The 12,485-nt window shown below is 69.8% G+C and carries 11 protein-coding genes; 10 read left to right on the top strand and 1 reads right to left on the bottom strand.

The features are described 5' to 3' along the window. Positions 1–35 precede the first annotated feature (35 nt). The 3 genes from CLV43_RS19330 to CLV43_RS19320 are packed head-to-tail and all read left to right on the top strand — an operon-like array spanning position 36 to position 2,286. Positions 36–467, top strand: a complete 432-nt coding sequence (locus CLV43_RS19330) for a helix-turn-helix domain-containing protein (RefSeq protein ID WP_106188600.1) — start codon at positions 36–38, stop codon at positions 465–467. Then, entirely contained in the window at positions 464–1,021 is a 558-nt protein-coding gene (locus tag CLV43_RS19325) for a hypothetical protein (RefSeq protein ID WP_106188599.1), read from the top strand. Before CLV43_RS19330 ends, CLV43_RS19325 begins: the two co-directional genes overlap by 4 nt. Further along, positions 1,018–2,286: an MAB_1171c family putative transporter gene (locus CLV43_RS19320; RefSeq protein WP_106188598.1), complete on the top strand. Its 1,269-nt coding sequence runs from the start codon at positions 1,018–1,020 to the stop codon at positions 2,284–2,286. The genes CLV43_RS19325 and CLV43_RS19320 overlap by 4 nt, the downstream gene beginning before the upstream one ends. Positions 2,287–2,312: 26 nt before the next feature. Here CLV43_RS19320 and CLV43_RS19315 read toward each other — a convergent pair whose 3' ends face one another. After that, positions 2,313–3,149 carry a DUF4184 family protein gene (locus CLV43_RS19315; RefSeq protein WP_170155910.1) on the bottom strand — a complete coding sequence of 279 codons (837 nt, stop codon included), beginning with the start codon at positions 3,147–3,149 and terminating at the stop codon, positions 2,313–2,315. A 224-nt stretch (positions 3,150–3,373) separates the two neighbouring features. On the opposite strand from CLV43_RS19315, the gene CLV43_RS19310 reads away from it, so the two are divergent. The 7 genes from CLV43_RS19310 (at position 3,374) to CLV43_RS47845 (ending at position 12,469) form a co-directional block, all read left to right on the top strand. Beyond that, positions 3,374–4,831 carry a serine/threonine-protein kinase gene (locus CLV43_RS19310; protein WP_245886687.1) on the top strand — a complete coding sequence of 486 codons (1,458 nt, stop codon included), beginning with the start codon at positions 3,374–3,376 and terminating at the stop codon, positions 4,829–4,831. 445 nt (positions 4,832–5,276) lie between these two features. Beyond that, positions 5,277–6,608 carry a lysine N(6)-hydroxylase/L-ornithine N(5)-oxygenase family protein gene (locus tag CLV43_RS19305; protein ID WP_211304420.1) on the top strand — a complete coding sequence of 444 codons (1,332 nt, stop codon included), beginning with the start codon at positions 5,277–5,279 and terminating at the stop codon, positions 6,606–6,608. After that, positions 6,605–7,633 (top strand): NAD(P)/FAD-dependent oxidoreductase, encoded by a 1,029-nt coding sequence (locus CLV43_RS19300; RefSeq protein WP_106188595.1) that lies wholly within the window; start codon positions 6,605–6,607, stop codon positions 7,631–7,633. The genes CLV43_RS19305 and CLV43_RS19300 overlap by 4 nt, the downstream gene beginning before the upstream one ends. Beyond that, entirely contained in the window at positions 7,630–9,603 is a 1,974-nt protein-coding gene (locus CLV43_RS19295; RefSeq protein WP_106188594.1) for a class I tRNA ligase family protein, read from the top strand. The genes CLV43_RS19300 and CLV43_RS19295 overlap by 4 nt, the downstream gene beginning before the upstream one ends. Next, positions 9,603–11,150, top strand: a complete 1,548-nt coding sequence (locus CLV43_RS19290) for an AMP-binding protein (RefSeq protein WP_106188593.1) — start codon at positions 9,603–9,605, stop codon at positions 11,148–11,150. The genes CLV43_RS19295 and CLV43_RS19290 overlap by 1 nt, the downstream gene beginning before the upstream one ends. After that, entirely contained in the window at positions 11,147–11,740 is a 594-nt protein-coding gene (locus CLV43_RS19285) for a GNAT family N-acetyltransferase (protein WP_106188592.1), read from the top strand. Before CLV43_RS19290 ends, CLV43_RS19285 begins: the two co-directional genes overlap by 4 nt. Before the next feature lie 21 nt (positions 11,741–11,761). Continuing rightward, positions 11,762–12,469, top strand: a complete 708-nt coding sequence (locus CLV43_RS47845) for an alpha/beta hydrolase (RefSeq protein ID WP_170155909.1) — start codon at positions 11,762–11,764, stop codon at positions 12,467–12,469. The last annotated feature ends 16 nt before the right edge of the window (positions 12,470–12,485 follow it).

Raw genomic sequence — 12,485 nt, 5'->3', positions numbered from 1 at the left:
ACCCGTCAAGTAAAGTTTAATGAACAGAGTGGATCATGTCTGACCCGAACGCCCGCAGGACTCTGGCCGACGCGCTGTCGAGCCTGATCGACAAGAAGGCGGCCCGCGACGGCGAGCACACCGTCACCGACCAGGCGATCGGCGAGCACATCGGGAAGTCGCGCACGACGGTGTGGAAGCTGCGCACCGGCCAGGAGCAGAACCCCAAGATCGAGACGCTCGACGCGTTGGCCGGGTTCTTCGGCGTGAAGGTGACCTACTTCCTCGACGAGGAGAAGGCGGCGGCCGCAGACGAGCAGCTGGAGTCGCTCGCCGCCGCGCGCAGGTTGCAGGAGGCGGCCGAACGCGGTGGCGTCGTGGGCATCAACGCCCGACTCGGCAGCCTGTCCCCGGAGAGCCTGCTCGCGGTGGCCCGGCTGATCGAGCAGCTGGACGAACCGGACGGCCCGAGCACCACCGGGGCATGAAAGATCCTCTCCACTCGACGGGGGCCGGCCTGTCCGAACTGCGGCGCGCGGTCGAAGGCGTGCTGGACGAGCTGTCGTGGTCGCCGCCGTGCGAGCTCGGCACGCTGCTGGACCAGATCACCCGGCGGTGCGGCAAGCGGATCTCCCTGCTCCCCGCCCCGCTGCCCCGCGACGGTGCGGGCGGCCTGGTCATCGAACGCGTCCACGACCTGGTGATCGTGGTCGACCAGTCCCTCCCGTCGCTGCTGCAGGAGCACGTGATCATGCACGAAGCGGCCCACGTGCTCTTCGGGCACCGCGGCACCTCGGTCGGCGACCTCACCCGCGACGAACTCGACGAACTGGATCCGGACGTGGTGCGCGACGCGCAACGACTCGTCAAACGCGACGGCTACTCCGCCGTCGAGGAGAAGGTGGCCGAGATCGCCGCGGCGCTGATGTGGTCACGTGCCGACCGGGCCCGGCGCTCGGTGCGCCCGGCGGCCCGCTCGGCCGCCGTGGCCGAGGCCAACGCGCGGTTCGCGGAGGCGTTGCTGGCGCGGAGGCCCCGGTGATCCTCCTGGACAGCACGGTCATCGCGGCGGCGGCCGCGACGGCCGCGTGGCTGTACTTCCTCCGCGCGCTGCTGCGCAAGCCCCTCAACAACACGCTGCTCAGCGCGTGGCTGGGTGCGCTGTGCCTGGCGTTCAGCCTGTACCTCGGCCTGCTCGTGTACGGGGCCGAAGCCGCCCACCCTCTCCCGCTCTGGGCTCGGAGCGCGTCGATCGCCCAGCACGTGTTCGCGACGGCGTCGCTCTACTTCGGCTACACCGCCTACGTCCACCTGATCCACGGGCGCGAGGAAGCCGGGCGCCACGTGGTCCGCCACGCCCGACTGCTCGTCGCGGCGGTGGCGGTGATGCTGGCGGCCGCCGTGCTCGCCGATCCCGACCAGTTCACGGCCGCGCACGTCGCGCGCTACGGCGACAGCGCGTTCGCAGGCCTCTACCTCGCCGTGTTCACCGCCTACGCCGGGCTCATCGTGACCGCCACGGCAAGGGTCTCCTGGACGTGGTCGCGACTGGTGGACGACCCGTGGATCCGGCGCGGCCTGCTGGTGGGCACCGCGGGCCTGGTCGCGGGAGTGCTCTACTTCCTGCTCCGCGCCGCGTTCATCGTGCTCGCCGTGGCGGGGCGGCCGATCGCGACCAAGGAGGGCGCGGCCATCGGCTGGCTGCTCGCGATCTCCGTGCCCCTGTCCTTCGCCGGCCTGACCACACCCGGCTGGGGACCGCGACTGGCGTCGGCCAGGACCTGGTGGCGGACCTACCACGCGCACCGGCGCCTGCACCCGCTGTGGGCCGAGCTCACCGACGCGTTCCCGCACGTCCGCATGTCGCTGGAGCCGTCGAGGTTCAGCGGCTACCTGCGTTCCCGCTTCCGGCACCTCGACTGGATGGCGGCGGCCCTGGACCGGTGGGACGAGCGGTGGTCACCGCTGCACCGCCACCTCGACCTCCGGCTGCACCTGCGCGTCATGCAGATCTGGGACGCCAGACGCGCGCTGCTCGACCGGTGCGACCCCGCCGACCACGACCGGGCGCTGACCTCGCGGGCGGCGTCGACGTTGTCCGAGCGGCACCGAGCCGCACTCGCCGAAGCCGCGATGCTCACCGCCGGACTGGCCCGCCTCCGGACGGGCGAGCCCGGCGGCGGGTACCACGCGGAGACGCACCCCCTGGAGGCGGACCTGTTCGCCAACGTGGCCTGGTTCCTGCGAGTCGCGAAGTACATGAAGAGGGGAGTGGTGCTCTCCGACGAGCACAGCACGTCCCGGTGATCGCCGGGATTCGGCCGACTCCGCCTTCACGGTCGCGCTTCCGGATCTGGTCCGGGCGAGCCACGCCTACCGGTGGTGAGGCGGCTCAGCTGCCAGCCGACGGCGAAGATCGCCAGCACGACGCCGATGGCGGCGACACCGTTCACGGCGAACCGCCTCACCGCGAGCTCCGCCATGTCCTTCCCGGTCCACGTCGGCGGAACGATGTGGGGCGGCAGGTCGGAATGGTCCATCCCGTTGGCCGCGATGAGTTCCCGGACCCCGCTCACCGCGCCGACCGTGCCCAGCACCAGTGGCGCTGCTACCACCGCGCCCCAGACGACCGCGCGGAGCCGGGCCGGGAGCTGCAGACCGATCGGGACGGGGTGCTTCGGCGTCGTCCGCCACCAGCGCCACGTCCAGGCGAGGAGCACGGCGAAGCCGAGGACGCCGCCTGCCAGGTCCAGCGCGGTCGAGAGAGCCTCGCCGAACGCGCTGTTCAGGCTGTCCCACCCGACGTGGGTCGCCGCCCCGATCACCAGCGAGAGGGCGATCCACCACACCGCGGTCGCCCGGCGCCAGGTGAACCGCTCCGCGGACTGCCACGCACGGCCCGCGGCGGCCGGGGGCAGGAGCGCCACCGCGGGTCGTTTGAGCAGCGCGTGGAACACCACGAGCAGGGCCAGGGCGAGCAACGGGTCGAGCCAGAACACCGACGACGCGTGGTGGGTGCGGGTGAGCAGGGTGTCGGTGGGGTCGAGCCACGGCAGAGGGGCGTAGTACGTGAGATCCGGTGCCATCGATCCCATGACCAGCGCGGACGGCACCAGCGGGCCACGGGGGAAGGCGAGGATCGCCGCGGGGTGGGCAAGGGTGAACGGCACCCGCGGAACCCTAGCGACCGTGTACGCCTCGTGACGGCGGTGGTGCTGTGCGTGCGGCATTCGGGTGAAGGCCCGTTACAATGTCCGCAAACTCCACAGTTCGCGCGGAGCACCGAACGCGAACACCATCGTGCCGCTTGGCTGTCGCTGTGCCGCGCGAGCACCGGTCGCGGGACGAGGTCGTTGTGCTCGCAGGATCTGTGGGCGTCCAGGAAGGTTGATCCGTGCAGCAACAGCAAGTCATCGCCAACCGCTACGCACTGCTCGTCGAGCTCGGTCGCGGTGCGATGGGGGTCGTGTGGCGCGCCCAGGACCAGTTGCTCGGTCGGGCGGTCGCCCTCAAGGAGCTGCACCCGCCGCAGGGCATCGGCGCCGAGGAGTTCGCCGTGCTGGAGGAGCGCATGCTCCGGGAGGCGCGGACGGCCGGTCGGCTCAACCACCCCGCGGTCGTGACGGTCTACGACATCGTCCGCGAGAACGGGCGCACCTACCTGGCGATGGAACTGGTCGACGCGCTCGACCTCGCCAGCATCGTGCAGCGGCTCGGACCGCGCGATCCGGTGTGGATGGCGAACGTCGCGCTGCAGGTGTTGGGAGCGCTGGAAACCGCGCACCAGGCGGGCATCGTGCACCGGGATGTCAAGCCCAGCAACATCATGGTACGCCCGGACGGCGCCGTGAAGCTCACCGACTTCGGCATCGCGCAGGCGATGGACGACCCGCGGCTCACCCACAACGGCGGCATCGTCGGGTCGCCCGCGTACATGTCACCGGACCGGCTCAGCGGCTGGGAGGCCTCGCCCGCCTCGGACCTGTGGGCGCTCGGCGTCACGATGGCGCACGCGGTCGAGGGCATCAGCCCGTTCGAACGCACCTCCACCGCGGCGACCCTGCACGCGGTCATGAACGAGCCGCCGGTGCTGCGCCGGGCCTCTCCCGCGCTCGCCGACGTGATCCGCGGCCTGCTGACCGTGGACCCGGCGCGCCGCCTGACCGCACCCCAAGCGCGTCACATGCTCACCGCGATCGCCCAGGGCGCGCCGCCGGTTCCGTTGCCGCGCAACGGCAAGAAGAAGAACACGGCCCTCACCGCCACGGCGGTGGTGCTGGGTGTGGTGATGCTCGCGGGGGCCGCGTTCGCCGGTTACCAGGCGTTCAAGCCCAAGGACGTCACGTCCAGCAGCGGAGATCCGACCGCGAGCCAGGGCCAGGAGAACTCCGACGAGTGGACCGACCCCGCGTCCCTGCCGGTCGGTGCGCCCCTGCCCTCGCGGCGGATCGCCGTGTTCGGCCGCGGCGGCGACGTGCCGGAGTGGAACCTCTCGGGAACCCAGTGCGCCAAGGACTTCCTCATGCAGGGCTCGCCGGTGCGGACGAGCGCGCCGTGCGACGGTCCGCACGGCATCCAGCTCTTCTCCGCGGCGACCCCGTTGTGGGACAAGCCGAAGGACACCGCCTACCCCGGCACGCAGTGGCTCGCCGACTTCGCGAAGAACTACTGCACCGAGCAGTTCAAGGTCGTCGAGCCCAAGGCGAAGGACGCGCTCGGCTTCACCGGGCTCGTGCCCACCCAGAAGGAGTGGGAGGCCTACAACGACGCCGCCGCGCCCGGCCGCCAGGAAGTCCTGTGCGTGCTGTGGAAGCGCGACCGGTCCCCGTTGACGGGGTCGCTCGTCGGCTAGGTGCGTGGTTCGCGTGGTGGGCGGTGGTCGACGACCACCGCTCCCTTCGACCTCGAGTACCGGCATGCTCGCCGAACGCGATCGCCCCTCGGTACGCCCGCGCGCCCGGTTCGGCCTCCCACCTGGGAGTTGTCCGAAATATCCGGGCGATCGCCTGGTGTGAACCAGGTTTTTTGTAACTTGGTTGAAATGGTCGCGAGGTCGCTGTAGCCTCGCGGAGGGGGATTGTGAATCGCTCAGCTGTCTGGGGAGAAGCTATGAGCTCTGGGGTTGGTCTGTTCTTCGTGTCTTCGATCGCGTGGTATCGCAAAGTCGATGAGCATCGGTAAGTAATCTTTTCACAACATCGGGCGGCCGATTTCGGCTGCTCCGCGTTGTGCTGCGCCGACCTCTGTCACCTGGAGGTCGGACGCCTTACCCTGCGCGTTCCCGAGTCGTATCGACCATGGGGGTCTTTGCAATGCGCGATGGTTCCGTGCGCACGCATTACGATTGTATTGGGATTGGTGCCGGCCCGGCCAATCTGAGTCTGGCTTCGCTTCTGCATTCCCGTCCGGAGATCACGAACCTCTTCCTGGAGAAGAAGAACGAATTCGGCTGGCACGACGGTCAGCAGTTACCGGGAACGACGCTGCAGGTGTCGATGCTCAAGGACCTGGTCAGCCTGGCCGATCCGACGAGCAGGTTCTCGTTCCTGTCCTACCTGCACTCGTGCGGCAAGATCTACCACTTCATCAACGCCCAGTTCGACGCTGTGCCCCGCCAGGAGTTCCGCAACTACATGCGGTGGGCGAGCGAGCAGAACGAGAACGTCGTCTTCGGCGAAGAGGTCGTCTCCGTCGACTTCGACCAGGTCTTCACCGTCCGGACCAGCAAACGAACGCTCACCGCGAACAACATCTCCGTCGGCGTGGGCACCAAACCGTGGGTGCCCGCCGTCGCGCGGATCGGTGAACAGCAGTTCCACGTCAGCGACATCGTCGAGTTGGGGGCGAACCTGTCGAGCAAGCGGGTCTGCGTGGTCGGTGGCGGGCAGTCCGGTGCCGAAGCGTTCCTCGACCTCATCAGCAGACCGGCGCACGACAGGCCGCGCCGCGTCTCCTGGGTGACCAGGCGGCGCAACTACTTCCCGATCGACGACTCGCCGTTCACCAACGACTTCTTCGTGCCGAGCTACTCGGACTACTTCTTCAACCTCGACCGCGCCAAGCGGGAGGAGTTCGTCTCCCAGCACGTGCTCGCCAGCGACGGGATCTCCGAAGCCACCCTGCGGGAGATCTACCAGCGCGTCTACGTGCTCAGGTTCATCGAGGGAGATCGCGACGCCGTCGCCCTCTACCCCAACCGCGAGGTGTTCGACGTCGGTCCCGGCAGCGGGCAGGACGACTGGGCGATCAAGGTGTCGAACACCAACCACCCCGGCGTGGTGGGGCAGGTCGACGCGGACGTGATCGTGTGGGCGACCGGGTTCCGGTCGGCGCCGTCGGACTTCCTCGACCCGATCGCGCACCGGTTCGAGCGCGAGGGCGACGAACTGAGGATAGACAAGGACTTCATCGCGCAGTGGGACGGTCCCGCCGACCGCAACGTGTTCCTGCACAACGCGGCACCGACGCAGCGAGGCCTGCCCGACCGGAACCTCAGCCTCATCGCGTGGCGCAGCCAGCGCGTCGTCGACCGGCTGCGCGGTGTCCGCGGCGACGAGCAGCTGCCGTCGTTCATCGAGTGGTCGACGAAGCTCGGTACCGAGGACGCCACCGAGGTCGTGTTCGGATGAGCGGGCACGACGTCGACGTCGCCGTCGTGGGCGGCGGAATCGTGGGTTGCCTCATCGCGCGGGAGCTGACCGGGCGGGCACCGCATCTCGCGGTGACCCTGCTCGACCGCGACATCGTCGGGTCGGGGGCCAGCAGGCGTTCCGCGGGCGTGCACTTCCCCCGTGGAGCCACCCGGCGAGTGCGGCGGATGACCGAGTACAGCCACCGCTACTACGAGCGGCTGAAGGAGGCCGACCCGGCGCTGCCGATCTTCCCGCTCGCCGCGTCGGTGGTGTCCGAGGACGCCGCGGCCGTGACGGGCGCGTACCTGGACCTGGCAGGGCTCGTCGAGCGGTCGGACGGCGCCTGGGACGTGCTCGGGTGCCACTACGCCGATGTCGGCGCGCTGACCACGGTGCTCGCCGGGGAGCTGCGGTCGCGGGTCAAGTTCCGCGAGGGTGTCGCGGTGACGGCCGTCGAGCCGGGACTGGACGGGGTGCGGCTCCGGTTGGGCACCGGCGAGTCGTTGCTCGCGGGACGGGTCGTCATCGCGCCCGGTCCGTGGGTGCACGCGCCCGCTTGGCGCGAGCTCGTCGAACCGCTGGGCGTGCGGGTGAAGCAGGTGGTCGCGCTGCACGTCGACCAGGTGCCCGCCGCGGGGGACCGCCTCGTCGTGTTCCAGGACGTCGACGCGTTCCTGCTGCCCATGGCGCACCGGGGCCACCAGCTCTTCAGCTACACGAGCCTGCGGTGGGACGTGGTGCCCGACGAGTTCACCGACGGACTCGGCGAACAGGCGCTCACCGAAGGACGTGAGGTGCTCGGACTGCTCGCGCCACCGCTCGTCGAGCACACCACGTCCGGTCGGGTGTTCTGCGACGCCTACAGCCCCACCGGGGAACCGCTCGTGCGCACGGTCGACCGGAGCGGTCGGGTCGTGTTCGCGGGTGCGGCGAACGGCTCCGGCTACCGGTTGGCCCCGGCCGTGGCGGCGGAGACCGCCGACCTACTCCGCATCGGATCAGGACAAAGGACCAGCGCGTGATCGTCAGCCAGTACCACCCCGACGACCTGTCCAAGGCGTTCGGCATCGACATGAGCTCGGAGTCCGGGTTCGGACCCGGCGCGGGCTGGGGCCGGGTCGTTCCCGGCGCGACCAGCGATCCGCACCAGCACGACGAGACCGAGGTCTTCGTCATCGTCCGCGGCACGGGCGAGCTGGTCGTCGACAACAGGCGCAGCCCGGTCGCGCCCGGCACCGTCGTGCGGTTCGAGCCGTTCGAGACCCACGTCATCGAGAACACCGGCGAGGAGGACCTGGTCTTCTTCGACCTGTACTGGCGAGACCCCGCCGAGGCCACCGCGAAGGCCGCGGGCAGGAGCCGGTTCGGCGACCGCCCCGTCTTCGTGTTCTCCACGCCTCCGACGCCGAACGGCGACCTGCACCTCGGGCACCTGTCCGGGCCGTACCTCGGCGCGGACGCGTTCGTCCGGTTCCAGCGGTCGAACGGCGTGAACGCCTGGCACCTCACCGGCAGCGACGACTACCAGAGCTACGTCGTCGACCGCGCCGAGCGCGACGGGAAGACCCCGGCGGAGACGGCGGCGCACTTCTCCGCCGAGATCGCCGAGACGCTTCGGATGATGGACGTCGAGGTCGAGCAGTACACGGCCACGAACGCGGACGAGACCTACCGCGAGGGCTTGCGGCGCTTCTTCTCCCGTGTGGTCGAGTCCGGCGCGGTGCGGCCGCTGGAGGCCCCCGCGCTGCTCGACGACGAGACCGGCGAATACCTCTACGAGGTGGGTGTGTCCGGAGGCTGCCCCGGCTGCGGCAGCGGCACGAACGGCAACATCTGCGAGGAGTGCGGAGAACCGAACCTCTGCGCCGACCTGGTCGACCCGCGCACGCGGCGCACCGGGAAGCCCGCCGGGCAGGGCGTGGCGACCCGGTACTCGTTGCCGCTGCACGAGTTCCGCAAGGAGGTCGCCGCCCACCACAACCTCGGCCGGGTGCCCGCGCGGCTGCGCGAGCTGACCCACCGGGTGTTCGCCCGTGAGCAGTTCGAGCTGCCGGTGACCCACCCCTCGCCGTGGGGCGTGCCCCCGGCGGAGTCCGCCGTGGACGGTCAGGTCATCTGGGTGTGGCCGGAGATGGCGTACGGGTTCCTGCACGGCATCGAGGTGCTAGGCAGGAAGCTCGACACCGGGTGGCGGGCCGACGCGCCCGACCAGGACTGGAAGATCGTCCACTTCTTCGGCTACGACAACAGCTTCTACCACTCGCTGCTCTACCCGGTGCTCTACGGGCTCGTGTTCCCGTCCTGGCAGCCCGACATCGACTACCACGTCAACGAGTTCCTGCTGCTGCGCGACGAGAAGTTCTCCACCAGCCGCAAGCACGCCATCTGGGGCAAGGAGGTGCTGACGCCGGAGAGCGTCGACGCGGTCCGCTACTTCCTGGCCGGCACGCGGTCCGAGGGCAGGCGGACGAACTTCGACCCGGACCGGTACGACCAGGTGCTCGACGACACCCTGATCGGCTCGTGGCAGCGCTGGCTGCACGAGCTCGACGGGCGGGTGCGCGAGTGGTACGGCGGCGTCGTGCCGGACGCGGGCGTGTGGACGCCCGAGCACGTCGCGTTCCTCGACAGGCTGGCCACCCGGCTGGCCGCGGTCACCGGAAGCCTCGGCGCGGACGGCTTCTCGCTGAACCGCGCCGCCGCCGAGCTGGACGGCATCGTGCGGGACGTGCGCCAATTCAGCGAACTGGAGCACCAGGTGGCGGGCATCGACACCTGGAAGGACGAGACCCGCAGCGCCGTCGCGCTCGAACTGGCCGCCGCGCGGTTGCTGGCGAGCGTCGCGGCACCGGTCATGCCGGGCTTCTCCACCCGGCTCACCGCGGCGCTCGGCCTGTCTGGGCCCGCCACCTGGCCCACCACGGTCGAACTGGTCCCGGCGGGCACGCCGATCGACCTCGGGATCACCTTCTTCCGCGGGAAGGACGCCTGATGCACGACGTCGTCAACGCGATCGCTTTGCAGCGCAACACCGACACCCGGCACTGGTTCCACTACCCGCGCGAGGGCGGGCTCAGGTCGTCGACGATGGCCGAGGTCGACGCACGGGCCACCGCGGTGGCGCTGCGGTTGCGGGAACTCGGGATCGGCCGCCGCGACCGGGTCGGCATCATGGCCCGCAACAGCTTCGAGTGGGTGCTGCTCGACATCGCGGTGCTCAAGCTCGGCGCCGTCACGGCGGGGTTCGAACCGGGGCGCTTCGACCCCGAGGAGGTCGTGCGCGACTTCGGTCTCTCCGTGCTGTTCACCGACTCGGCGGACGGCGACGGGCGCGTGTTCTTCGACATCGCCGTCATCGCCGACTGGGCGGGCGACGGCGTGGAGTGCGAGCCCCTGCACACCGGCTACGACGGCGCCGACATCTGCGCGATCAAGTTCACCTCCGGCAGCACCGGCATGCCGAAAGGTCTTGAGGCGACCGTGGCCAGCGTCAACAGCGCGCTGGCCGCGACGCAGGACATGTTCGCCCACGGTGACGGCGACAACCTGCTGGTGTTCCTCGGCAACTGGTTCCTCCAGCAGCGGTACTGGATCTACTCCGCGCTGGTCTTCGGGCACGACGTCACGCTCGCGTCCGTCGACGACGTCCTGGACGTGGCGCAGCTCGCGGCGCCGACCGTCATCATGGGCGTGCCCGGCTTCTACGAGGACGTGAAGACGCGCATCGAGGCCACCGACGTCACCCCCGACACCGAGGTGATCCAGAAGTGGCTCGGCGGCCGCGTCCGCTACCTGTGGACCGGTTCCGCCCCGGCGAGCCGCGCCGTGCTGGAGTTCTTCAACCACAACGGGGTGCCGCTGTACGAGGGGTACGGGCTCAACGAGACGTGCATCGTCTCGAAGAACCACCCTGGGGCGTTCCGGCTCGGCAGCGTCGGCAAGGTGCTGCCGGGCAAGAGGGTCCGGTTCGACCGGGACGGTGTGCTCATCGTCGGCAGCGTGCACCCGATCAACACCAGGTACACCTGGTCGGCGCCGGGGGTGAACGAGAAGACGTTCCTGCCGACCGGTGAGGTGAAGACCTACGACGTCGGGTACGTCGACGACGACGGCTTCCTGTTCGTGCAGGGCCGGGTGGACGACGTCATCGCGCTGGGCACCGGGTACAACGTGCTCGCGCCGATGGTCGAGCACCTGCTGCGCGAGCACCCGGCCGTCCACGAGTGCGTGCTGCACGGCAGCGGAAGGCAGTTCCTCTCCGCGGTCGTGTCGCCCGCTTCGCCCGACGTCGACGTGGACGACCTGCGCCGGTTCATCGGGTCGATGAACGGAGGACTGCTGGCGGAGCAACGCGTCCAGGCGGTCGTGCTCGCGGCGGAGCGGTTCTCCATCGAGAACGGGATGCTCACCGGCCAGTTCAAGCCGCGGCGCAAGGACATCCACGCCCGCTACGCCGCCGAGCTGGAGTCGATCTACACGGGGACGTTGCCCGACGACGCCTCCCCGCTGGTCATCGAGCAAGTCAAGGAGCACGAATGAGCTGGGACAAGTTCAAGGACCTGGTCCTCACCAACAGCAGGGTCGAGCTGCGCCGGGTGCGGATCGCCGACAGGGAGGCGTTCGGGCGCATCTCCTTCGACGAGAGCATCTGGACGTACTTCGTGTCCCGGATCGCGACGCAGGACGATCTCGACCAGTTCATCGAGACGTCGGTGCGCGACACGCTCACGGGGACCCGCATCGTGTTCGCCATCATCGACCGCGAGACCGGTCAGGTCATGGGGAGCTCCGCCTACGGCAACCTCAACGAGGCCGACCGCAGGCTGGAGATCGGCTGGTCGTGGGTGGCTCCGCAGGCGCGGCGGACCGGCGTCAACCGCGGGGCCAAGCTCGCGCTGCTGGACCACGCGTTCGACGAGCTCGGCTGCGAGCGGGTCGAGTTCAAGACCGACGTGCTGAACACCGGCGCCCGCGACGGGCTCAAGGGGATCGGCGCGACCGAGGAAGGCGTGCTGCGCAGCTTCAACTACATGCCGGGTGGCCGTCGTCGCGACGTCGTCTACTACAGCATCCTGCGCAACGAGTGGCCATCCGTGCGGCAGGAGCGGTTTTCCGCGCTCAGCACGTGAAGTGAGATCTGGGGGAGGACAATGAACACGGAAGAACTGACGTTCGTCGTCGGTGAGCACCGGCTCGCGGCGACGAAGGTCCTCGGCGACGACGGACGCGCGCCGAGCGTCGTGCACCTGCACGGACTCGGGCCCACCGCGGACCGGCACGGCGTCCGCTACCTGCTCGACGAGCTCGCCGAGCACGGCCACGGATCGCTGACCTTCGAGTTCTCCGGGAACGGGGACAGCACCGGGGTGCTGGAGGAGTCGACGCTGGGCATCCGGCTCGCGGAGTCACGGGCGGCGGCCGCCCAGCTGGGCGCCGACGAGGCGCCGGTGCTGATCGGCACCAGCATGGGGGCGCACCTCGGTGCCGCGCTCGTGCCCGAGCTGCGGCCACGCGCGCTGGTCCTGTTCGTGCCCGCCGCGTACCCGGCGGGCTCGGACGACGACCGCTTCTACGACACGCTCGCCAAACCGGGCAACCACCCGGATTCCCCCGCGTTCGCGGGCATCCGGGAGTTCGACGGCGACCTGCTGGTCATCTCGGCCGTGCACGACCAGGTCGTGCCCGCCGACGTCGTGGACGGATACGTGACGAACGCGGTGAAAGCCCGTTCCGTCGAGGTCGTCGAGCTCGACTGCGACCACTTCGTCCACCGCTGGCTGCCCGCACAGGACTCCATCCTGGAAGACGTCCACAAGGCGATCCTCCAGGTCGTTTCCGCATCCGTCCCACGCCGTTGACACAGGAAGGCAATCG

Source organism: Umezawaea tangerina (assembly GCF_003002815.1).
Lineage (GTDB): Bacteria > Actinomycetota > Actinomycetes > Mycobacteriales > Pseudonocardiaceae > Umezawaea > Umezawaea tangerina.
The sequence above is the reverse complement of the archived record's forward strand: the minus strand, read 5'-3'. Positions and strand labels throughout refer to the sequence as shown.

Excerpts from the sequence above, each read along its gene's own strand:
- CLV43_RS19330 (WP_106188600.1), top strand. The coding sequence starts at position 36 with ATGTCTGACCCGAACGCCCGCAGGACTCTGGCCGACGCGCTGTCGAGC.
- CLV43_RS19325 (WP_106188599.1), top strand. The coding sequence starts at position 464 with ATGAAAGATCCTCTCCACTCGACGGGGGCCGGCCTGTCCGAACTGCGG.
- CLV43_RS19305 (WP_211304420.1), top strand. The coding sequence starts at position 5,277 with ATGGGGGTCTTTGCAATGCGCGATGGTTCCGTGCGCACGCATTACGAT.
- CLV43_RS19300 (WP_106188595.1), top strand. The coding sequence starts at position 6,605 with ATGAGCGGGCACGACGTCGACGTCGCCGTCGTGGGCGGCGGAATCGTG.
- CLV43_RS19290 (WP_106188593.1), top strand. The coding sequence starts at position 9,603 with ATGCACGACGTCGTCAACGCGATCGCTTTGCAGCGCAACACCGACACC.
- CLV43_RS19285 (WP_106188592.1), top strand. The coding sequence starts at position 11,147 with ATGAGCTGGGACAAGTTCAAGGACCTGGTCCTCACCAACAGCAGGGTC.
- CLV43_RS47845 (WP_170155909.1), top strand. The coding sequence starts at position 11,762 with ATGAACACGGAAGAACTGACGTTCGTCGTCGGTGAGCACCGGCTCGCG.